Genomic DNA, 21242 nt, shown 5'->3' on the forward strand with positions numbered 1-21242 from the left:
TGCCGTTCGGCACGCCGTTGCGGTGGCGGAAATGGGTACCCGAAGCTGTGCCGGGTCGGGGGTACCGGCACAGCTTCGGGCGGCTGGAAGCGCCCCGCTAACGCAGCCGAATCGCCAACGCCACCGCGCCCAGCAGCGAAGCGTCCTGGTCGAACCGTGCCGCCACCAGCTCCGGCGGGAACGGCACCGCCGCGGCCAGCCGGTCCTGCAGCGCCGGGAGCAGCACATCGGCCGAGCGGACCAGCCCGCCGCCCACCGCGATGCGAGCCGGGTCGAACGCGATGGCCAGGTTGGCCACGTGCATGGACAGCTCGTCCAGCGCCGAGGTGACCAGTTCCTTCGCCTGCGTGTTCTCCCGGGCCAACGCGAACAACTCGGCCGCGGTCACCGGGTGGCCGAGCAGCTCCTCGGCCCGGCGCCCGAGCCCGCGGCCGCCGACGGCTTCCTCCAGTGGCGCGGAACCGCCGGCGAAACCGTCGGTGTCCTGCGGCGAGCGCAGGTTGTAGCCGAGCTCGCCGGCGGCCCCGTTGGCACCGGTCAGCAGCACCCCGCCGATGAGGACGGCGGCGGCGATGCCGGTGCCCAGCGACAGGAACACCGCGGGGTCGGCGCCCGCCAGAGCACCGAACTCCCACTCCGCCAGGGCGGCGGCCTTGGCGTCCGTGCCGGTGGCGATGGGGACGCCGCCGAACTCGGCCGCCACGAGCGAACGCAGGTGCAGCTGTTCCCACCCGGGCACGTTCGGCGCGAGCAGGATCCGGTCCTCCAGCACGATCCCCGGGCTGACGACACCGACCGAGTCGACGCGCGCGCCCTCGTCGGACACCAGGGCTTTCGCCCCGGCGAGCGCGCGCGTCACCACCTGTTCCGCCCCCGCCGCGGCGTCGGTGTCCAGCCGGCGGGTGGCCAGCAGGGTCCCGGCGTCGTCGGCGAGCCCCAGCGCCACTTTCGTGCCGCCGAAGTCGATACCCAGGATCACTCGCGAGTCCCCTCTGTCGCCGGCGGGCGGACGGCGTAACCGCCGTGGTGACCGCGCGAAGCGGGCACCACCACGTTGCCGGTGTTGAACCCGTCGACCGTGATCACGGCGGGAGCGCCGCGCAGGTCGGCCGACCGGTAGGTCACCGTCAGCGTCTGCGACTCGCCGGGCCACAGCGTGATGTCGTTGTCGTCCCACGTCGCCGCGGCGAGCTGGTTGTCACCGGCCGCCACGCCACCGGACGTGGTGCCCCGGCGGACGTCGGCCCGCAGGAAGAACCCGACCGCCGGAGTCTTCGACGTGTTGGTCACCGTCACCGTGGTCGCCGTGTCGGCGCCGTCCGGCCCGGCCACGCGCCTGGTCGACGACTGCACCCCGACCTGCGCCTTCGGCAGGTCACGCAGCGCGGACATGTCGCTGTACTGGCTGAGCGTGGCCTGCGGCTCGCCCAGGGTCTTGCTCCAGTCGACGACGTCCTTCTGCGTGGAGAGCCAGTAGACGTTGCGGTCCACGACCTTTCCACCCTGCGTCACCTGCAGCTCCACGAAGTACACCTGCGCCTTGGCCGGCGCCTTCGTCTCCGCGGGCACCTTCGGCTTGAGCAGCCCGGTGACGACCCCCTGCGAGCTCAGGGAAACACCGCGGGCGGTCTGGTCGTCGAGCACCTTGCCGGCCGTGTCGTAGACCTTGGCCTGCACCGAAACGCCGGACTGCGTGCCGCCGCCGAGGTTGGCCACGGTCACGGAACCGTTGTCGTAGCCGTAGATCGCGTGCAGCGGCGCGTTGGCCTTCTTGGCGCCGAAGAACGCGCCCGGCTGGTCGCCGTCGTCGTTGTAGAGCGACCACAGCAGCGTCGGCCAGCCCTTGTTCAGCTGCCAGTAGACGACACCGGTCGACGGGTTGTCCTTGTCGGTCGAGTGCGCGATGAACGCCTCGAACTGCGATCGGGTGTTCTCGTAGTTCGCGACCTGCGCGGATTCCACATAGGACTCCAACGAGTCCCACTTGCCGTACCGCTGCGTGATCGAGTTGTCCAAGGTGTACAGCGTGCCGAACGCGTAACCGCCGTGGTCGGGTTCGAAGTTGGCGTGGTACTGGTTGTACTCCGGATCCTGCCAGAGCTTCGCCTGCTCCTCGGGCGAGAGGAACCGCTTGATGGAGTCGAGGGTGGGCACGGTGTGCCCGGCGCTCTGCTCACTCGCGAAGCCCCACGAACCACCGGCGTTGGTGCGGCTGGGGTCGTCGGCGTCGAAGTGCGACGTGTCGTACCAGTAGGCCGGCGGGACCCAGTCGTACGGACCTTCCTTCTCACCGGAGACGCCGAGCGTCGGGGTGCTCTTGTACTCTGCCGACGCGATCACCGGTACCTGGAAGTCGGCTTCGGAGAACGCCGTCAGCGTCTCCGATTCCTGACGCGCGATGGGTTCGTTGTCGCTCCAGCCGTAGTTGAACACGCTCGGGTGGTTGCGTTCGCGCTGCGCGATCGAGTACGCGGAGTCGTGCATGATCCGGTAGTCGCGGTCGGTGAGCTTCGAGTCGTGCTCGGGCTGCCAGGCGTCGCAGCACAGGAAACCGCCGATCACCAGCAGGCCCGCGCGGTCGGCCTGGTCGTAGAAGTCCTGCGGCATGTCGTGCCCCTCGAGCCGCACGCCGGAGAGGCCCATGTTCTTGATCAGCGCGATCTGGTGCGCGGTGTCGGCCTTGTCGTAGCGCAGGAACAGGTCCGGGGCGAACCCGCCGCCGCGGAACACGAAGTCCTTGCCGTTGACAGCGAACAGCCGCGAGCCCTGCGGCAGCGGAGCCGACTTGCCGACGAGCTTGGAGGTCACCGTGCGGATGCCGAAGGTGTCCGAAGAGGACGTGGACACCACGCCGCCCTGGGCCACCGAGGTGTCCAATGTGTACAACGGCTGCGCGCCCATCGAGTACGGCCACCACACCTGCGGCTTGCGAATCTTCAGCGCAGCGAACTTCGCCGGCGTGAACGACACCGTCTGCTTGGTGTGCGCCGGGACCTTCACGCTCTGGCGCACCACGATCGGCGCACCGGACGGCGCGGTCACCGTGGCCGTGACGTCACCGGTCTGCGCCGAGCCGGCGTTGTTGGTCACGTCGACCTTCACCGTCAGCGAAGACGTGGACAGGTCGGGCGCGTTGTCCTGCACCACGTGGGCGTTGTCGCCGGTGAGCGCGTCGGACAGCTGCAGCGTGGGCGGGTACTGGATGCCGGTGTTGTTGTCCGGCGGGATCTGGCCCCAGTCGACCTGGTCGAGCGTGTACATGGTGAGCGGGTCGTTGGGGTAGACCTTGATCGCCAGGGTGTTCTTGCCCGGCTTGAGCAGCTTCGTCACGTCGAAGGTGTGGCCGGCGAACGCGCCGCTCACCACGTCCTTGCCCGCGACCAGCGTGCCGTTGACCCACACGTCACCCTCGCCGACGACGCCCGGGATCGTGAGCTTGCCGTTCTTGCCCTTGACGAAACCGGGGTCGAAGTCGGTGCGGTACCACCACGGGTCGGAGAACGGCTTCGTGGTCACCGGGCCGAGCTTGTCGACGTACCCGAAGCACTTGCGCATGTTGTCGGAGTAGAAGACGTCGGGGCACTTGCCGTTCTGCACCAGCGCGTTGATCTCGGTGCCGGGCGCGCCCGCGTCGTCGGCCTTGACCGGCAGCCAGCCCTTGGTCGAGTAGCCCGGCTGCGAGACGCGGTCGCCGCCGTCCGTCACGCTCGCGGTGGTGAGCACCTGCCAGCCCGCGGTGCCGATCGTGGACAGCCCCTGCTCACGCGGGGCGTGGTACTGGGGAGAGGCGGGCGCCTGCACCGACGCCGACGCGCTCACCACCCCGGGGACCAGGATCAACGCGGCGGCCGCCGCGATCCCGGCGACGAGCGGTTTCCTCATGCCTCAAGCCCCTTCGGTCGACTGCTGCTGCGCGAGGACGAACTCCTCGCGGATCTCCTTCGGCCCGAACGGCCACGTCTTCTCCGCCGCCGCGTAGATCAGGAAGGCGACGACGCCGAGCACGATCCACGCCACCGACAGGACGATCGAGAGCGTGGTGGCGGAGATGTAGATGTACACCCAGCCGGCGAGCGCGATGATCGTCGGGATCGGGTAGAGGAACTGGCGGTACGGCCGCTTCAGCGTGGGCTGGCGGCGGCGCAGCACCCAGATCGCCGCGACCTGCGCGAGCGACTGGATGATCACGAGCACGGTCACGGCCGCGTTGATCACGTCGGTGAGGGTGAACAGCGAGCCGATGGCGGTGATCACGCCCATCGTCAGCACGCCGGCGGTCGGCAGGTTGAGCTTCGGGTGCAGTTTGGCGAACACCGGCAGGAACACCTTGTCGCGCGCGGCCTCGAACGGCACGCGCGAGCCGCCGAGCAGGCCCGCGAACACCGAGCCGATGGCGGCGATCACGATGAAGACGGTGATGATCTTGGCGGTGACCGTGCCCCACGCCTGCTCCAGCACGGTGGAGGCGACCGACGTCGCGTTCTTCAGCTCCTCCAGCGGGATCGAGCCGAGCACACCGACCTGCAGCAGGAAGTACAGCGTCATGATGCCGAGGATCGAGAAGATGATCGACCGCGGGATCGTGCGGCCCGGGGTGCGGACCTCACCACCGAGGTAAGCGGAGGTGTTGTAGCCGAGGTAGTCGTAGATCGCTATCACGAGGCCGGCGCCGAGGCCGCCCCAGAACGCGCCGCCCGAGCCGAACGCACCGGGCGTGAAGGCGAACGCCTGGCCGCCGTCGAAGTGCGAGAACGCGGCGATGATCACCGTCAGCACGGCGAAGAGCATGATCACGAACAACACGGTGGTGAGCTTGCTGATCTGGCCGATGCGGCGGAACAGCGCCAGCACGATCACCACGATGATCGCGATGCCGATGATCTTGCCGAGCGGGGTCACGCCCCCGTCGTCGACGACACCCGGGATCAGGTACCCGAGGTACTGCACGAGGCCGATGATGCCCGTCGACATGATCAGCGGGATGAAGAGCACGGCGCTCCAGGCGAACAGGAACGGCATCAGCCGGCCGGTGCGGTACTGGAACGCTTCCCGGAGGTAGATGTACGTGCCGCCCGCGCCGGGCAGCGCCGCACCGAGCTCGGCCCACACGAGGCCGTCGGCCAGCGCGATGATCGCACCGATGATCCAGCCGAACATCGCCTGCGGGCCGCCCATCGTGGCGACCATCGCCGGGATGGTCACGAACGGACCGATCCCGCACATCTGCGTCATGTTGATCGCGGTCGCCTGCAGCGGCCCGATCTTGCGTTCGAGACCGGTCCGTGGCAGATCCGCCGTCCCGGAACCCCCCGAACGGGTGGGTGAGCTCACGTCGTGCCTCCGTCCAATAGTTAAGAAAGGTTCTTAACATAAGATTTGCGGCCTCGGAAGGGCCGCGTTCGCACTGTGCCGATTGTTACCAATCCGACCACAACCACGGCCGAATGACTTCGCAGCAACGGTTACGTGCCGCGAGTGGGTCGGCCTGCTTGTGGTCGGATCAGTAACGCTGTGGAAACGGCGCAGCGGTGGCGGGGACATGACGGGGCCGCGGGTGGGCACACCGGCGAACATGCGCGAGCTGAACCAGCGGCTGGTGCTCGACCGGTTGTGCACCGGCGGGGAGGCCACACGACCCCGGGATCGCTACGGACACGGGACTTTCGAAACCGACCGTGGGACAGGCGCTGCTCGATCTGGAGCAGTGCGGGTTGGTCCGGGCCACCGGCCTCAGCCCGTCCGGACCCGGGCGCGCGGCCGTCGTGTACCGGGTGGCGCCCGATGCCGGCCACATCGTCGGCGTGGACATCGGCCGGCGCTCGATTCGCGTGGCCGTCGCGGATCTCGAGGGCAGTGTGGTCGCGCGGCCGGACGAGCCGAACCGGTGCCGCTCGGGCAGCGCCCTGGTGCGGACGGCCAGCCCCGCGGTGGCGTCCGCGGTCACCTTCGCGGGGCTGGCGCCGGGCGAGGTCGTGGCCACGGTCGTCGGCACGCCGGGCATTCCGGACGCGCGCGCCGGAACCGTGCACCGGGCGCCGAACCTGCCGGGGCGGGAACGGCCCGGACTGCTGCATGCGCTGGCCGAACGCCTGTGTGCCGCCGGCTCCGACCTCGTGGTGGAGAACGACGCGAACCTGTGCGCGGTCGGCGAACACGCACTGGGCGCGGCACTGGGCGTCGACGTGCTGGTGTGCCTCACGGTCGGCACCGGCATGGGCGTGCTCGTCGGCGGCAAGCTCTTCCGCGGCGCCCCCGGCGCGGCGGGCGAGATCGCGCACCTGGCCGGCGGGCACGCGCGGGGCTCGCACTCACCGGCCCGGCCGATGGAAGACGTCGCTTCGGCGCCGCGGTCGTCGCGCGGGCCCGGGCGCTGGGGTTGGCGGGGCGCGCAGTGCCCGGGAGGTGTTCGCGCTGGCGTCCGACGGGGATCCGGTGGCGCTGCGGGTGGTCGAGGAGGAAGCCGCGCACCTGGCCCACGTGGTGGCCGCGGTGACGGCCGTGCTGGACCCGGACCTCATCGTGCTCGGCGGCGGGGTCGGGAGCAGCGCCGCGCTGCTGGCCGCCCCGATGCGCCGCGCGCTGACCGCGACGACGCCGTTCGCGCCGGAGATCGTGGCGGGGCGGCTGGGCGCGGAGGCGGTGCTGGCGGGCGCGGTGACGACGGCGCTGGGAACAGCGCGGGAGCTGGTGTTCGAACGCCAGGCAGCCGCGGCGTGCCGCGGTGGAGGCTTGAGGATTGCCTCCGGGGGTACGCCGATCGCCGGGGCGGTCTTCGGCTGTCGCGTGATCCGGCCCTTCAGCGTCACTTCGCGGCGGCTTTCACGAGCGTCAGCAGGTCTTCGAGGTCCTTCGTGAACTCGGCGTCGCAGTCGGCGTGGTGGGGCAGGGGCCCGAGGCGGTGGTGGGCGGGCAGGTCGGCGGGGCCGAGCTCGACGCGGCGCGAGCGGGCCAGGCGGGTGGACGCGGCGAAGCGGCCTTCGACCTCCGAAAGGACGAAGCCGAGGACGAACGTGGACAGCAGGCGTTCCAGGCGAGGGACCTCCGTGTCGGGCACGCCGGCGTCCAGCAGGGCCTGGTAGACGCGGTCCGCGGGGACGAGGGACGTCTCGCTCGCCGCGGGGTGGGTGAACAGCAGGCCGGCCACGGCGGGGTGGGTGCGGGCGAGCGTGCGCACTCCCCCGGCGAGCTCGCGCAGCCTGGTGAGCGGGTCGAGGTCCGGGGCGGGGGCGGGCAGGAGTGTGAGCAAATGGGTGGCGATGCCGTCGAGCAGCTCGTTCTTGCTGCGGAAGTAGCCGTACAGCGCCATGGGCGTGAGATCGAGCCGGGCTGCGACGCCGCGCATCGACAGGGCGCCGAGGCCGCGTTCGGCCGCCAGCTCGAGTGCCGCGCCGACGATCTCGGACCGACGGGCGGTCTTGAGTCTGCGCACTCGGCCGAGTCTGCACCGTATACCCGCCGGTCTACGGCGTAGATCGCGTCGGGGTACCCGATCGAGCGACAGTGCCGCAGCCAGGCCGTGGTCCGCACTGTCCACTGTGGTCACCGGGGCGGCGGGATGAACAGGGTTCACCCCGGCGTGCCGCGGAGGCGGTTGGCGATCGCGATCACCGACCCCATATCGTTGCGCGGCAGCCATTCGGAGGTGGAACGCGAACGTGCCCGAAGTCGACTACTACGCGGTGCTCGGCGTGGGGAAGACGGCGTCGCCCACGGAGATCAAGGCGGCGTACCGCCGGCTGGCCAAGACGTTGCACCCCGACGCGGGCGGCACCGTCGGCACGTTCCAGCTGCTGCGCGAAGCCTACGACACGCTGAGTGACTCCCGCGCTCGCGCTGCGTACGACGCCGGCATTCCGGCCGTGCACACGCGCCTGCCGGCGAAGCCGAAACGCCGCCGCTTCAGCGAAGAGCCCGGGTTCGTGCCCGAGCCGCTGAACCTCGAGCCGGACGAGCTCGAGTGGTGGGAGTTCGCCGCGCAGGATCCCCGCGTGCGCCACGGCCGGCGGCGCGGACCGGGGCACACGCCGGTGGTCGCGGCCGTCACGGGGATGGTGCTGGTGCTGGCGCCGCTGGTGCTGGGTGTCGCCTTCACGCCGCCGGTGCTGATCGTGTGGCTGGTGCTCACGGCCGGCACGGCGCTGCTCGTGCAACGCCTGGCTCGCGGTTACCTGGCCGCGCGCCGCGCCCGCAGCGAGTTCGCCGCCGAGTTCGGTGGCGGCGCGGTGTTCGGCAGCCCGGGCGTGGAGCCCGACGAACTGGCCGAACGCCTCACGGCCGATCTCCTCGAGCGCTACCTGACCCGCCTGCCCGCCGCCCGCATCTTCCACGGCCTGGCGTGGCCGGGCTCCGTCTTCGCCGACGTCGACCACGCCGTGCTCTGCGGCAAGCGACTCGTGCTCATCGAGTCCAAACAATGGCTGCCCGGCCACTACGAATCCGACGACGACGGCCGCCTCCTCCGCAACGGCCGCCCCTTCCGCGGCGGCGGCTCCCGCCTCGCCGAAAGCCTCGACTCCTACCGCGACCTGCTGCCCGGCATCGCCCTTCGCGGGGCCATGATCGTCTACCCCAGCCGCGCCGGCGCCCTCACCACCGTCGAGGAGTCACCGGACCCCGCCCCGCCCATGACGCCGGAACAGTTCCTGCGCGAAATCGGCGGCTGGCTGTCGGCGGAACCGTCTACTGTGGACCACGATGCGCTGCGCACGGTGCGCGCGCAGGTGGTCGGCAGTGGCCGCGCCGCCTGACGGCGATGGGCGGTGGCGCACCGCGGGGGGCGCTGGTGGTCGCGGTAGTGCGCCCTGACGCTTGCGTGATGTCGGGTGCCGCACCTGGGCCGCAAGCACCGGCAACTGCGCCGCGGCCACGGTGACCTCGCAGCACGTGAAACGCGGCAGCCACGCGTCACCTCAATCCGCACCGCACCTGCCCGCCGCGCCCGGCCATCGGCCTCGCGCAGCCTGCGGGAAAGATGGCAGCGTGAACACCGCGGCCACCCTCGGCACCGTGCTGCTCGTCTACGCCCCCGCCGCCGTGACGCCCGGGCCGAATTTCGTGCTCATCGCGCACACGGCGGCCGCCGGGTCGCGGCGGGCGGCGCTCGCCGTGGCAGGTGGGGTGGTCGTCGCCGGGGGGTTGCTGGCCACGGTCGCCGTGTTCGGGCTCGGGGCGGTGCTGGCGGCCACGCCGTGGCTCGCGACCGCGTTGCGGGTCGGGTGCGGGCTCTACCTGGCGTGGCTCGGCGTCAAGCTGTGGCGGAAAGCCGGAGCGCCCGACAGCGCGCCGCCCACCCACCGAAAAGGCGCGTTCGGGCAGGGCATCTTCAGCAACGTCACCAACCCCAAGGCCGCGGTGTTCTTCGGGAGCGTGCTCACGGCCACGTTGCCGCCCACGGAGCCCACCCCGACAAAAGCCGCGGCGATCGGGGTCATCGTGCTGGCGTCCGCGACCTGGCACCTGTCCGTGGCGCTGCTGTTCTCCTCCCCCGCCACCCAACGCTGGTACGACCGCGCCCGGCCCACGCTCAACCGGGTCGTCGGGGCGGTGGTGCTCGGGGTGGCGCTGGCCGTCGCCGGGTGACGAAGGCCAGCGCCCCGGAAATCAGCGCCGCTTCGCCGCGCGCGCCGAGTTGGTGCAGATCTCACCGACGTCCACGGTCTGACCGCGGTCCACGTACACGTCGGCGATGCCCGCCAGCTTGCCCTTCGCGTTGGTGCAGGTCAGCTGGTAGGCCTCCTTCGGTCCGTACGTCGGCGGCACCGGCGACGCGAACGACACGCCACCGGTCCAGTCGTCCACCTGGGCCGGGTCGGCCTGGGCGTAGTTCACCAGCACCGCGCGGTAGTCCCCGGCGGGCGGGTCGAACAGCACCGCGTGTTCCGACGTGGTGCCGCCGTTGGCCGACGACGTGACGGGGTTGCCCGCGGCGTCGTACACGTACAGGTCCCAGTCGGTGTCCGGGTTGGCCCAGTTCACGTCCACGCTGAACTTGCCGTTGTCGGCCTTCGGCAACCCGTCGACGTGGAACGTGAAGCTCTCCGACGCCGGGTTGTCCGGGTACGACTCGTTGATCGGCGGCACCCCCGCCGGGTTCGCCACGGCGTACCCGGCCTGCGGCGGCCCCTGCGGGTCACGCCCGTAGCGGCCCGCGACGTACGGCCGCGTCGACGGGTTCACCGACCACGCGAAGCGCCCACCGGTCGAGGTGTAGGTGGAGTCGAGGTTGTCGGTGACGTACACGGGCGGCTTGGTGGAGCCGTCGGGCTGCAGCACGGGTGACGTCGGGGTCTGGAACGTCTTGTGCAGCTTCAGCTGGTAGCCCTTCGGCGCCGTGCCGATCAGCGTCGAGTGCGCGGCCGGGTCGGCCGTGTTGCGCAGCATCTCCAGCAGCGCACCGCTGTTGCCGCCCTTGCCGGCGCCGGTCGACGGGGCCAGGCCCGCGTACTCGGCGACCACGCCCACCTCGTACGGCGTGTGGAACCCGGTGCCGCCGATCTCGATCGTGAAACCCCAGCCGGCGGTGGCCCAGTACGACCAGTCCTCCGTGGTGCCGGTGGTGTCGTACAGCGCCCAGCTCGGTTCGCTCGTGTAACCGTTGTGGGAGGCCAATTTGTCACCGAGCGCCCGGTACACGGGGTCTTCGAGCGGCGGACGCACGTCGGCGACACCCGGCGGACGCAGCACCAGCGCCGCGTTGGTGTGGAAGGTGATCAGGTTCGTCACCTGCCGCGACGAAACGATGGCGCGGACGTTGCGCGACTCCGGTTCGCTGAACGGTGCGGAACCGCGGAACGTCTCGCTGCTCCAGGTCAGGCCCGCTCCCCCGCCGCCCCAGAAACCCGCGTAGTTGCGGTTCGGGTCGGTGCCGCGCTGCGCGCCACCCGGGTTCGCCTTGCACACACCGGTGGCGAACTGCGGCAGCGAATCGGCGGCGTTGCAATTCTTTCGCTTCATCTCGTAGTCAAATCGCGAGAAATCACCACGCGGCTCGGCTTCGCGGGAAATCGAGAAGCCGTCGGGGTTCACGATCGGCACGATGATGTTGCGCGTCTTGCCGACGAGCCCGCGGATCGCGGTGTCGTGGGCGTAGCCGTTGATCAGCTGGTACGCCCACTCCATCGTCGTCTCACCGGCCGGCCACTCACGCGCGTGGTGCACACCCATGGTGAAGTCCACGGGTTTGCCGTCGGCCGCGTTGGCGACGTCCGTGGCAATCTCGAGCCCGACGACGTCGCGGCCCTCCCACGTGGGCTCCGGCAGCGTGAACGCCTTGACCAGCTTGGGGTTCTTGCGCGCGAGCTCCTTCATCTCGTACTCGTAGTCGTGCAGGTGGCGGTAGCTCGTGCGGCCGGACGGCAGCACCGACGCGGGCGTCTTGGCGGCGTACTCGCGGTCGGTTTTCGCGTCGCGGATCGACTTCGCCGACAGGTCCGCCTCGACGACGGTCGACTTCAGGCCGCTCGACGCGAGCGTGCGGCGGTCGGCGTCGCCGGCGAGCACGACCTCGACGCCCGTGGCGTCACCCTTTTCGGTGACATCGAGGCCGAGGCCGAGGAGCTTGTTCTTGTCCGCGCGCGAAGGCGTGTGCACACGCACGAGCTCAGCGCGCTGGGCCGGCGCCGCGGATCCCGTGGGCGTGCCCTGCGGGGTCAGCGCGAGGAAATCGACACCCAGCTTCGCTTCCTTCGCGTTGCCCGCGTAGCGGCAGGCCTGGATGACGAGCTGCTGCCCCTTCTTCACGAAGCTTTCGGCCAGCTCGTGGCTGCGTGGCGCCGCCGAGGCCGCGACGAGCGACCCGGTGGCCTTGTCGAACACGGCGAGATCCCAGTCGCCTTCGGTGCCGGCACCCGGCGTCAACCGGGCCTGGACCAGGCCGTCGACCGTCGAGGCGACCTCGCGCCGGTCGGTGCCTGGCGCGCCCGGCGGCTGGAGCGCGGCGAAACACGACCGCGTGACCGCGCGGTCGGCACGCACCACGTTCTGTGCCGCCGTGGCCGCCGTCGGCAACGCGACGAACGTCCCGGTCAGGACGCCGGCCGCGGCCAGCAGCACCCACGGTCTGGATCTTCTGGATGAGAGTCGGATGGAAAGAGGTGAATTCCCCACGTTCGCGGACCTCCCAGGGCCGAGCCGAAGCTGGGACGCTTCGGCAGCGAACGACCATATCGGCGCAAAACGCCCGGGGTAACCTCCGGAAGTACGGGATCATCCACTCACAGCGGTCACATACCCGTCCTGGCTAATCTCGAACGATGACCACCCTCGCCGGGGACCGCCGCCCCGCTCTCCTGTCGATCGCCGGCATCGCCGCGTTCGCCGTCGGCGCCGCGCTGGTCCTGCTCCTTCAGCTCGTGCCGCCCACCGACGAGATCAGCGTGACCACCCGCACGATCAGCGAGTACGGCCTGTCGGACAACAAGTGGGTCTTCGACCTCGCCGTGGTGCTGGTCGCCGTGGGCTCCGCCGTCACGCTCGCCGTGCTGCGGCTGCAACGGCGGCTGCCGGTGATCTCGGCCGTGTTCGGTGCACTGTGGACGGTCGGGTTGCTGGTGATCGTGGCGTTCCCGAAGACCAACTGGGCCACCGCCACGGGTGGCGCGGCGGGCGGCACGCTGCACCGGGTGGCCAGCGTGGTGGCGTTCGTGTGCCTGCCGTTGGCGATCCTCGTCGCCGCGCGCACCACGTTCCCGCACTCGCCGCGCCGCCGGTTCGCGGCGCGGCTGCTCGCCGTGCTGTCGCTGGGCTGGCTGGCGATCATCCTCGGCGCCGTCGCGGTCGCCGCGGTGAACGACGAGCGCTGGTGGCTGCTCATCCCGCTCGGCCTGGTCGAACGCGGGATGGCGCTCACGGAGCTGGTCGCACTGGCGGTACTGGCGGCACCCGTCCGGGCGAAAGCACCGGCACCACAGCCGGCTCAGTACTCCCCCGGTGGCTCGTGATCTTGTCGGCGAGGCCGCGGGACCGTTGTCCCGCCGACCCGCCGGCCGGGTCCTGCGCCCCGTCGACGACCGAGCGAACGCACCTCATCCAGTCCTCCCCGGCGGCGGGGTCGGTCGGCCCGCCGTCTGCTTCGAGGTGGATGTCGCCCAGGAGCGTGAGCAGGTCGTTCCCGGCGCGGTTGGCGAACTGCTCGAGGAACCGCGACATGGCGACGAACGCTTCGCGCTCGTTCAACTCGTGGCTACTCACCAGAGCAGGAGACCAGCGGTTCAGAACTCGTCGCCCTGGCCCAGCTCGCGTTCGAGCTCGTCCGCGCGAGCCACGAGAGTGCGCAGCGGCCGGTCGAGCTCGTCGGAGATGTCGAGCGACGCCAGCGGCACGGTGTGCTTGATCAGCGCCACGCCGTCGACGATCGCCGCGCCCCCGACGCCGGCGCCGCCCACGAGCTCCAGCAGGCGGCGCAGGTCCACGCGGTCCGCCCAGCCGACCGGCGACGACAGCTCGGCCCACGCCACGCCGTCGTGGTCGGGCAGCAGGTGCACGGTGGCCTGCTGGGTGCGGCCGTCCTCGGTGGGCAGGCGGAAGCGCAGCCAGCCGTCGTGGTCCTCGAGCACCTCGTAACGCAGGCGCACGAAACTGATCACGTCGTTCCAGATCGTCACGGTCGACACCTCTCGCCCCTCGGCCACGGTGCCAGCTTATCGGTCGGCGGCGCCGCCGCGGCGCGGGCTCGTGAGGGGGCAGCTCACGAGCCCGCGCCTTCGGGGGACGGGGTCAGTGGGCCGGGGCCACCGCCGCCAGCACCGCGTCGAGCGCGCTCACGTCCTCCATCGCACTCGTGTCGCCCCGCGGCGCGCCCTCGACGAGCACGTCGCGCAGCAGCCGGCGCATGGTCTTGCCGGTGCGGGTCTTCGGCAGCGCGGCCACGGGGTAGACCTTCGCCAGCCGCGCGTAGCCGCCGAGCTCGTCACCCACCCGGCCGATCAGCTCCTTCGACACCTCGTCGGCGTCGGCACCCGGCAGGAGGGTGACGAAGGCGATCGGCACGGTGCCCTTCGTCGGGTCCGGGATGCCGACCACGGCGGCTTCGGCCACGCGCTCGTGCGCGGTCACCACGCCTTCGATCTCCATGGTCGAGATGCGGTGGGCGGCGACGTTGATGACGTCGTCGGCGCGGCCGAGCACCCAGAGGTGACCGTCGGCGTCGAGGACGGCCTCGTCCTTGGTGTTGTACTTGCCGGGGTACTGGCTGAAGTACGCCGACAGGTACCGCTCGTGGTCACCCCACACCGTGCGGGCCAGGGTCGGGAACGGCCGGGTGATCACCAGGTTTCCCTTGGTACCGGCGGGAACCGGCTCACCGTCGTCGTCCACGATCTCGCAGTGGTGGCCCGGCAGGGGGCACCCTGCGGAGCCTGCCTTCAACGCGTCGACGCCGGTGACCGGGTAGGTCCAGGTCGAGCCGGTCTCGGTCTGGCCGTAGGCGTTCACGATCGGCACGTCGAGGTGCGCGGTGCCCCAGGTGAACGTCTCGGCGTCGAGCGGTTCGCCCTGCACGGTGACCAGCTTGAGGTGCGGCAGCGGGTGCGCAGCGCACAGGTCCTCGCCGAACGAGCGCAGCATCCGCAGCACGGTCGGCGCGGCCAGCACCTGCGTGACCTCGTGGCGTTCGCAGAACTCGTAGAACCGTTCCTTCGTCGGGGTGTCGAGCGCGCCCTCGTAACACGCGATCGTGGTGCCGCAGGCCAGCCCGCCGATCACGGCCTGGATGGGGAACGTGAGCCAGCCGACGTCGGCGGCCACCCAGTACACGTCACCTTCTTCGAGGCCCGCCTGCCAGTAGGCGTTGGCCCACGTGCCGATCAGGAACCCGGCGACCGAGTGCACCACCCCCTTCGGCGTCGACTCGGTGCCGCTGGTGAAGATCAGGAACGCCGGGTCGTTGGCCTCCAGCGGCACGGCCGGTGTGCCCTCGGGGTGCCGGGCGACCAGGTCCGCATACGACACCTCGCCGGCTTCGAGCGGCAGGTCACGACCCGTGCGGTCGAGCACCACCACGTGGCCGAGGTCGGGCAGGCCCGGGCGGGCCGTGCGCAGCGTCTCCAGCAGCGGCACGAGCTTGCCGCGCCGGTACGACGCGTCGGCGACCACCACGGCCTTGGCGCCGGACACCTTGAGCCGCGCGGCCACCGCGTCCTTGCCGAAGCCGGAGAACAGCACCGTGTAGATCGCGCCGATCCGGTTGCACGCGTGGATGGCGGTGAACGCCTCGACGAGGTTCGGCAGGTAGATCGCGACCACATCGCCCTTGCCGACACCCAGCTCCAGCAGCCCGGCGGCCAGCGACGACGTCTCGCGCGCCAGCTCGGCGTACGTCACCGTGCGCGTGTCGCCCGGCTCGCCCTCCCACACCACGGCGGCCCGGTCGGCCGTCGCCGGGTCCTCGGCCCAGCGGTCGACGCAGTTGTCGGCGACGTTGAGCAGCCCGCCCGTGAAGTAGCGGAACTCCGGCAGCTCACCGCTGCGCACCTCGTCCCACGGCCGCATCCACCGCTGCCGGCCCGCGACCCACGCCCAGTACTCGTCGGGGTCGCGGTCGTGGCGCGCCCGCGCCTCGGCGATCTCCGCGGCCCGGCTCGCGGAGCGCCAACGTTCCGGAAGTTCCTGCAACGGAACGGAAATCAGCTGATCCACACTGTCGGCCACGGCCACACTCCCTTGTGTGTTCGATCGGTGAACTGCTCAGACGGCCAGCCCCAGTGAACGCGCGATCAGCATCCGCTGCACTTCGGACGTGCCTTCGCCGATGGTCAGGATGCGGGCGTCCTGGTGGTGGCGGGTCGCGGCCGTCTCTTCGATGAAGCCGTAGCCTCCCTGCAGCTGGGTCGCCAGGTAGGCGGCCTTGTTCGCGGCTTCCGACGCGACCAGCTTCGCCGTGGCGGCGGCTTCCCTGATCGGCAGGCCGTGATCGTACTTCCAGGCACCGTCGTAGGTCAGGGTGCGAGCGGTGGCCGCCAGCGCCGCGATGTCGGCGGTCTGGAAGGCCACGGCCTGGTGGTTGCCCAGCGGTTTGCCGAACGACGTGCGCTGCGAGACGAAGCGCAACGTGTCGGTGAGGCAGCCGCGGGCCAGCCCCGCGCTCATCGCGGCGATCGGCAGCCGCGCCCAGGTGAGGAACTCGAGCGCGTCGCGGTACCCCCGCCCCGGCTCGGACAGCAGCGCGTCGCCCGGCACGCGGACGTCGTCGAAGAACAGCGGGTGCGTGTCCGACGAGCGCCAGCCCAGCTTCGGGTAGGCCTTGCCGACGGTGACACCCGGCGCGTCGAGCGGCACGAGGAACGCCGAGACCGGCGGACGGCCCCGCTCGCTCTCGCCGACCGCGGCCATCAGGATCACGTACCGCGAGAACGGGGTGCCCGAGTTGGTGATGAACTGCTTGGCGCCGTTGATCACCCAGCCGTCGCCGTCCTGGCGCGCGACGGTGCCGATGTTGCCCGCGTCCGACCCGCCCGAGGGTTCGGTGAGGCCGATCGAGATGAACGTCTCTCCGGTGGCGGCCGAGGGCAGGATCTCCCGGCACAGCTCGGGCCGGTCCGCGGCCAGGTGCGCCAGCAGCGCGGCGCAGATCGCCTGCACGTGGACGGTGACCGCGAGCGAGGAGTCCACTGTGGCCAGTTCCTCGATCGTGAGGCACAGCGTGCGCAGGTCCGCGCCGGCGCCGCCGAACTCGGCGGGCACCATCAGGCCGAACACGCCCAGCCGGCCCGAGTCCGCGACCAGCTCCGCGTCGAACCGCGACTCCATGCTGCGCCGGGCCGCTTCGGGCGCCACCACATCGGCGGTGAACTTCCGCACGGTGTCGCGCCACTGCAGGTGCTCGGGAGTGAAGGCCCACGGCAGTTCGTAGCCGTGATCGGCCGTCCGGCCACCTGGGGTCGTGGCGGTCGCGGTCATTCGGCATCACCCGTTCTTCCGGTCTCCCGCCCAGCCTGGACTGGGCCATCCGGACCAAAGCTAGGTCCGGACCGGCCGCCGCGGATACCCACGAGTGGGGGTGGTCAGGGTGCGGCGGGCAGGAACGGCGCGACCAGCAGCTCGGCGAGCTCGTCGGCCAGCTCCGCGGGCGTGACGGCACCGGCCGGGTCGTACCAGTCGGGCAGGTAGGCCAGGGTGCCGTAGGCGATCTCGAGGCACAGGCGGGCCTTGCGCGGATCCGTGCCGAGCTCGCGGGCCGTGTCCTCGAACAGCGTCGCGTGCTCGCGCCGCAGCGTCAGCACGGCGTCCTGCAGCGCGGGCACGCTCACGCGGGCCTTGAAGAACAGCGGCACGTACTCCGGGTAGTCGCGCACCTCGATCAGCACCTGCTCCCGGAAGAGCCGCCGCAGCCGTTCGCGCGGCTCGGGTTCGGCGTCGGCGATCGCGCGCAGCCGCGCGGACACGTCGGCCGCGGATTGGCGCAGGCAGCGCAGGAAGAGCTCTTCCTTCGAGGTCACGTAGTAGTAGAGGCTGGCGCCCCGCAGGTCGAGCTCGGCGGCGATGAGGTCGAAGTTGGCGCCTTCGTAGCCGTGGCGGGCGAACACGCGCGCGGCGGCCCGTTCGATCCGCGCCACCCGGGCGGCCCGCTTGCGCTCGGCTCGGGTCACCGGTGCCTCGTCGGCCTCGCCGGCCGGGATGCTCCCCACCGCGGTCACGGTAGCAAGCCGGCGCTGCGCGCGCGGTACACGGCCTCGCCGCGGGTGTGACTGTCCAATTTGGCCATCGCGCTCTTCAGATACGACTTCACCGTCTGCACGGTAAGCCCGAGCCGCCCGGCGACGGCCACGTTCGCGTGCCCCATCGCCACGGCCGCGAGCACGTCCAGCTCCCGCGGCGAGAGCCGCACCGGCAGGTCGTCGTCGCTCGGTTTCCGAGACAACCCGGACAGCCCGGTCAGGCTCGCGCTCAATTCCGTGAGCCGCCGCCGCACCGCGGGATCGGGCACGGCTGCCGCGATCTCGGCCAGCTCCGCGGCGATGTCACCGGCCGTACGCCGCGGCGGCTCCGGCGGTTCCGGCGCGGGCGTGCGGTTCACGACGTCGACGGCCTGGTCGATCAGGCCTTCCCCGAAGACCACCGACGTGCGCGCCGCACCGTAGACGACTTCGCGCACCACACCGTCGGTCTTCACCGGCACGGCGAACATCGCGCTCAGCCCCTCCCCGGCGACCGCGCCGTCGAAGCGGTGGGTGATGCCCTTGGCCGCCATGTAGTCGCGAACGAACACCGGCCGCTCCAGCGCGATGCACCGGCCACCGACCCCTTCGCCCATCGGGATGACGAGGTCCCGCAGCAGGTCGGTGCGCGCCCCGTCGAACCGGTCGAGCACGAACGTGCCGGCCGCGCGGTCGACGGAAGCCGCGAACGCGATGTCCACGGGCCCGAGCGCCCGAACGGCGCGCAACACCCCGCCGACGCGTACGCGCCCTTCGCGCGGCATCACCGTCGACATCCGCGCCTCCCTCCCCGCGAACGGACAGCAGCCGAGACCCAGGCCACTTTACCCAGGACATCCTGGAATTTCTAGTCAAGCCTAGAAATCCGCGGCGCGGGAACCGCCCCATACCGGCGCCCTGACCTGAACTGCTCGGGCGGATAACCGGTCTCGGCGCGCTCTTCCCCGGCCACGAAGTCGATCGACTTGTGGCCCGTCTGACACTGGGCAAGCGGCTTGATCATCGCCCTCGACTCTCCGATCCCCGCCGCGGCTTCCTCGGCACCACCGAACGCCGGCCCGACAACTCGCGACAGGGCATCACGATCACCCCCAGCGTGGGGCGAATCGGGTTGGCGCCCGAGCGCACATCCCAGGTGCCGGGTCTCGAGCACCGCAACATTCGTGGCCGTCAGCAAAGCGCCATGATCGCTGTACCCCAGAGGTTCAGACGGATCCTGGTGGATCGAGTCGAATTCCCGGTAAGGCATCTCACGCAGTGGGTCGATCAGCATCGGTGCAACTACCCGCGGATGGCTTGACCAAACGCCGGCCCTGCGGTCGGTGTTGAGGGCGGCCGGCACCAAGGATTTCGACATCGGAAGAAAGCAGCTGGAGGAATCTCCTATGCCGGGACTGACGCCCGAAGCCCACCCATCCAAATCCCCTTTACTCGGTTCTGCGTGCCACCAGCGCGATTGCGGAGCACTAGATTCACACCGCCGCGACAGTCCCTTCGCGGACTGGCAGCGTTGCAAGTTTGTTGAACAGCAACGATGGTTCGCGTCGCAGTGAATCCGGGTGAACTGCAAGCTCGAGCTCCGGCAGGCGATCGAACAGCGCCCTGAGGGCGATTTTGCCCTCCAGCCGTGCGAGCGGAGCACCGAGGCAGTGGTGGATGCCGTGCCCAAAAGCCAAGTGCGGGCTACGGCGACGGATGTCGAAGTGCGCCGGGTCGGAAACGACCGCCGGATCGTGGTTCGCCCCCAGCAATGACACCACCACGACCTCGCCTTCGGCGACGCTGTTTCCGGCCAGTTCGATCGGCGCGGCCGCGATTGTCGGGATCGCAAGCTGCGACGGGCTGTCATAACGCAGGATTTCTTCGACGGCGGCGGCGAGCAGACCCGGCTCGGACTTCAGAAGAACCCGCTGATCCGGGTTCAGCAGGAGGGCCCGGGCGCCGTTGCCGATCAGGCTGGCGGTGGTCTCGTGACCCGCCAGGATGAGCAGGTAAGTCATCGAGGTCAACTCGTTCTGAGTCAGACCCCCCTGTGCGTCGCGGACCGAGATCAGTTCCGAAAGCAGATCGTCGCCCAGCCGTCGGCGCTTGGTCGAGATCAAGTCACGGACGAAGGCGATCACCCGGTCCGAGGCTTCGGCATACTTCTCGACACCGATGATCGATCCGGCGGCCTGCGCCGCCCAGGCGTCGTGCAGCACGTGGTGTTCTTCCTGCGGGACGCCGACGAGCTCACAGATCACGGTGAAGGGGACGGGAAGTGCGTACCCGGTGATCAAGTCCGCCTCACCTCGCGTGGCGAGTTCGGCCGTCAGCGAGTCCAGCCGTTCCCGGCAGATCTGCTCGATCCGCGGAGCCAGACTTTCAATGCGGTGCCGCGTGAATGCCCTGGACACCAGCTTGCGCAGCCTCGTGTGGACTGGTGGGTCCTGGCTGAGCATGTGCTGGTGCAACGCGGCGGCCTGATCGGGAAGTTCCTTCGCGAACGGGGAGTGTTCCGGGCCACCCTTGATCAGCCTCGGGTCGGTGAGAGCCGCCCGAGCCTCGGCATAGCCGGTGACGACCCACGCAGGCACGCCGGTGGGCAGCATCCTGTGGTGCACCGGACCGGCCGCGGTCAGCTCCGCGAGCAATGCCGGCCGCGCGCCATCGACCCTTGCCGTAAACGGATCGTTTTCCATTGTCATTGTCCAGCCTTTGCCATTCGATGCGATTAAACGCGCAAGGGTCGTGTCGCGGAACCCCCCGCTGCGGGCGGCGACCTGGCCCAAGCCGGCTCCGGCCGCAGCCTGGCTTCCCGAAATCTCGTCGATCAGCCCCGGGGAGGTCGCGGCAGTGCGGCCAAGGACTCGCGCTCTTGGCCACACCCGATTAATCGAGGCCGGACGGCCCGTCCGGTCGGCCGCGTGGTGAGGCTGACACTGTTCGGGCGTTTTCCGTGTCGCGACGAGGACGCTGAAGTGCTTGAAGCAGTGATCCCACTGAAACCGATCCGCACCAGCTGCTCAACCAGGTCGGGGCTCCGTTGTCCGCCTGCGGTCACCAACGCGGCGACCACCGCATCGGTGACTACCCAATTCGTACCTTTTCGCATCTCACTATTTCTGCTCCGGAATTGACAGGGCGATCACGCTGGCGCAGCGGACAGCTGCCGGGACGGGTCGGCGAAGGATCGACTCTCCGCCGATGCGGGGATAGGCGAGAGTCTTCGGCCCAACTCCCCGAAGCCGCTCCGCCGCTGAGGTCAGGGTCGGGAGCACGCCCCCTCGTGCGTGCTCCCGACCTCGCCCCCTCGCCGACCGCAGACTATTTCGTCACACGGCCAAGTTGTCCAACTGAACCTATCAGGGAGATGCGTGCGACAGCGAAATCCCTCCTGAACACTCTCCACGGTCAATAAGATTAGATACCATCAATCCCCCCAATTCCCGCGCCGGAAAATCTGCATGGCTAGAACGCTGACGACTTTCGCAGAAGTGACCGCACGAGACCAACCCGATCGATGGCCGACTATACAAGCAACCTCGAACCACACCCAAGGACACGGCAAGTTTTGACCATACGGACCGAATCCAGCACCTGGACGATCAC

Annotated in this window: 16 protein-coding genes and 1 pseudogene; 5 read left to right on the forward strand and 12 right to left on the reverse strand. The window is 70.3% G+C overall.

From position 1 onward, the window contains the following. Window positions 1-97: 97 nt before the first annotated feature. The 3 genes from ACWEOE_RS36745 to ACWEOE_RS36755 are packed head-to-tail and all read right to left on the reverse strand — an operon-like array spanning window position 98 to window position 5331. On the reverse strand, window positions 98-979 hold the full coding sequence (locus ACWEOE_RS36745) for an ROK family protein (protein ID WP_452017520.1): 882 nt from the start codon (window positions 977-979) through the stop codon (window positions 98-100). Further along, window positions 976-3882, reverse strand: a complete 2907-nt coding sequence (locus ACWEOE_RS36750) for a glycosyl hydrolase 2 galactose-binding domain-containing protein (protein WP_452017522.1) — start codon at window positions 3880-3882, stop codon at window positions 976-978. Before ACWEOE_RS36750 ends, ACWEOE_RS36745 begins: the two co-directional genes overlap by 4 nt. Window positions 3883-3885: 3 nt before the next feature. After that, on the reverse strand, window positions 3886-5331 hold the full coding sequence (locus ACWEOE_RS36755) for an APC family permease (protein ID WP_452017524.1): 1446 nt from the start codon (window positions 5329-5331) through the stop codon (window positions 3886-3888). A 524-nt stretch (window positions 5332-5855) separates the two neighbouring features. Here ACWEOE_RS36755 and ACWEOE_RS36760 point away from each other — a divergent pair. Further along, a pseudogene (locus ACWEOE_RS36760) lies at window positions 5856-6221 on the forward strand (ROK family protein); the annotation flags it as partial. Between the two features lie 181 nt (window positions 6222-6402). Next, window positions 6403-6855 carry an ROK family protein gene (locus ACWEOE_RS36765; protein WP_452017526.1) on the forward strand — a complete coding sequence of 151 codons (453 nt, stop codon included), beginning with the start codon at window positions 6403-6405 and terminating at the stop codon, window positions 6853-6855. Here ACWEOE_RS36765 and ACWEOE_RS36770 read toward each other — a convergent pair. After that, window positions 6803-7429 carry a TetR/AcrR family transcriptional regulator gene (locus ACWEOE_RS36770; protein ID WP_452017528.1) on the reverse strand — a complete coding sequence of 209 codons (627 nt, stop codon included), beginning with the start codon at window positions 7427-7429 and terminating at the stop codon, window positions 6803-6805. The two genes, ACWEOE_RS36765 and ACWEOE_RS36770, sit on opposite strands and share 53 nt — an antisense overlap. A 226-nt stretch (window positions 7430-7655) precedes the next feature. On the opposite strand from ACWEOE_RS36770, the gene ACWEOE_RS36775 reads away from it, so the two are divergent. Together ACWEOE_RS36775 and ACWEOE_RS36780 are read left to right on the forward strand one after the other, a co-directional pair. Continuing rightward, on the forward strand, window positions 7656-8747 hold the full coding sequence (locus ACWEOE_RS36775) for a J domain-containing protein (RefSeq protein WP_452017530.1): 1092 nt from the start codon (window positions 7656-7658) through the stop codon (window positions 8745-8747). Window positions 8748-8979: 232 nt separating this feature from the next. Continuing rightward, the gene (locus ACWEOE_RS36780; protein WP_452017532.1) at window positions 8980-9579 is read left to right on the forward strand and encodes a LysE family translocator; all 600 of its coding nucleotides are present in this window, start codon (window positions 8980-8982) and stop codon (window positions 9577-9579) included. Window positions 9580-9600: 21 nt separating this feature from the next. Here ACWEOE_RS36780 and ACWEOE_RS36785 read toward each other — a convergent pair whose 3' ends face one another. Next, window positions 9601-12051, reverse strand: coding sequence for a M14 family zinc carboxypeptidase (locus ACWEOE_RS36785; protein ID WP_452017534.1), 2451 nt, complete (start codon window positions 12049-12051; stop codon window positions 9601-9603). Between the two features lie 200 nt (window positions 12052-12251). Between ACWEOE_RS36785 and ACWEOE_RS36790 the strand changes: the two genes are divergently transcribed. Next, a complete protein-coding gene (locus ACWEOE_RS36790; protein ID WP_452017536.1) occupies window positions 12252-12938 on the forward strand; it encodes a DUF998 domain-containing protein in 687 nt (228 codons plus the stop codon). A 270-nt stretch (window positions 12939-13208) separates the two neighbouring features. Here the strand turns inward: ACWEOE_RS36790 and ACWEOE_RS36795 are convergent, their stop codons facing one another. From ACWEOE_RS36795 to ACWEOE_RS36825, 7 genes are all read right to left on the reverse strand, one after another. After that, the gene (locus ACWEOE_RS36795) at window positions 13209-13601 is read right to left on the reverse strand and encodes a hypothetical protein (protein ID WP_452017582.1); all 393 of its coding nucleotides are present in this window, start codon (window positions 13599-13601) and stop codon (window positions 13209-13211) included. A gap of 112 nt (window positions 13602-13713) precedes the next feature. Further along, on the reverse strand, window positions 13714-15645 hold the full coding sequence (locus ACWEOE_RS36800) for an AMP-binding protein (protein ID WP_452017538.1): 1932 nt from the start codon (window positions 15643-15645) through the stop codon (window positions 13714-13716). Between the two features lie 36 nt (window positions 15646-15681). Continuing rightward, window positions 15682-16893 carry an acyl-CoA dehydrogenase family protein gene (locus tag ACWEOE_RS36805; RefSeq protein WP_452017540.1) on the reverse strand — a complete coding sequence of 404 codons (1212 nt, stop codon included), beginning with the start codon at window positions 16891-16893 and terminating at the stop codon, window positions 15682-15684. A gap of 104 nt (window positions 16894-16997) precedes the next feature. Further along, on the reverse strand, window positions 16998-17621 hold the full coding sequence (locus tag ACWEOE_RS36810; protein WP_452017542.1) for a TetR family transcriptional regulator: 624 nt from the start codon (window positions 17619-17621) through the stop codon (window positions 16998-17000). 5 nt (window positions 17622-17626) lie between these two features. Then, a complete protein-coding gene (locus ACWEOE_RS36815; RefSeq protein ID WP_452017544.1) occupies window positions 17627-18427 on the reverse strand; it encodes a LuxR C-terminal-related transcriptional regulator in 801 nt (266 codons plus the stop codon). A gap of 71 nt (window positions 18428-18498) precedes the next feature. After that, window positions 18499-19008 (reverse strand): hypothetical protein, encoded by a 510-nt coding sequence (locus ACWEOE_RS36820; RefSeq protein ID WP_452017546.1) that lies wholly within the window; start codon window positions 19006-19008, stop codon window positions 18499-18501. A gap of 115 nt (window positions 19009-19123) precedes the next feature. Further along, on the reverse strand, window positions 19124-20422 hold the full coding sequence (locus ACWEOE_RS36825; RefSeq protein WP_452017548.1) for a cytochrome P450 family protein: 1299 nt from the start codon (window positions 20420-20422) through the stop codon (window positions 19124-19126). Between the last annotated feature and the right edge of the window lie 820 nt (window positions 20423-21242).

It is taken from the genome of Amycolatopsis sp. NPDC004368 (assembly GCF_053602515.1).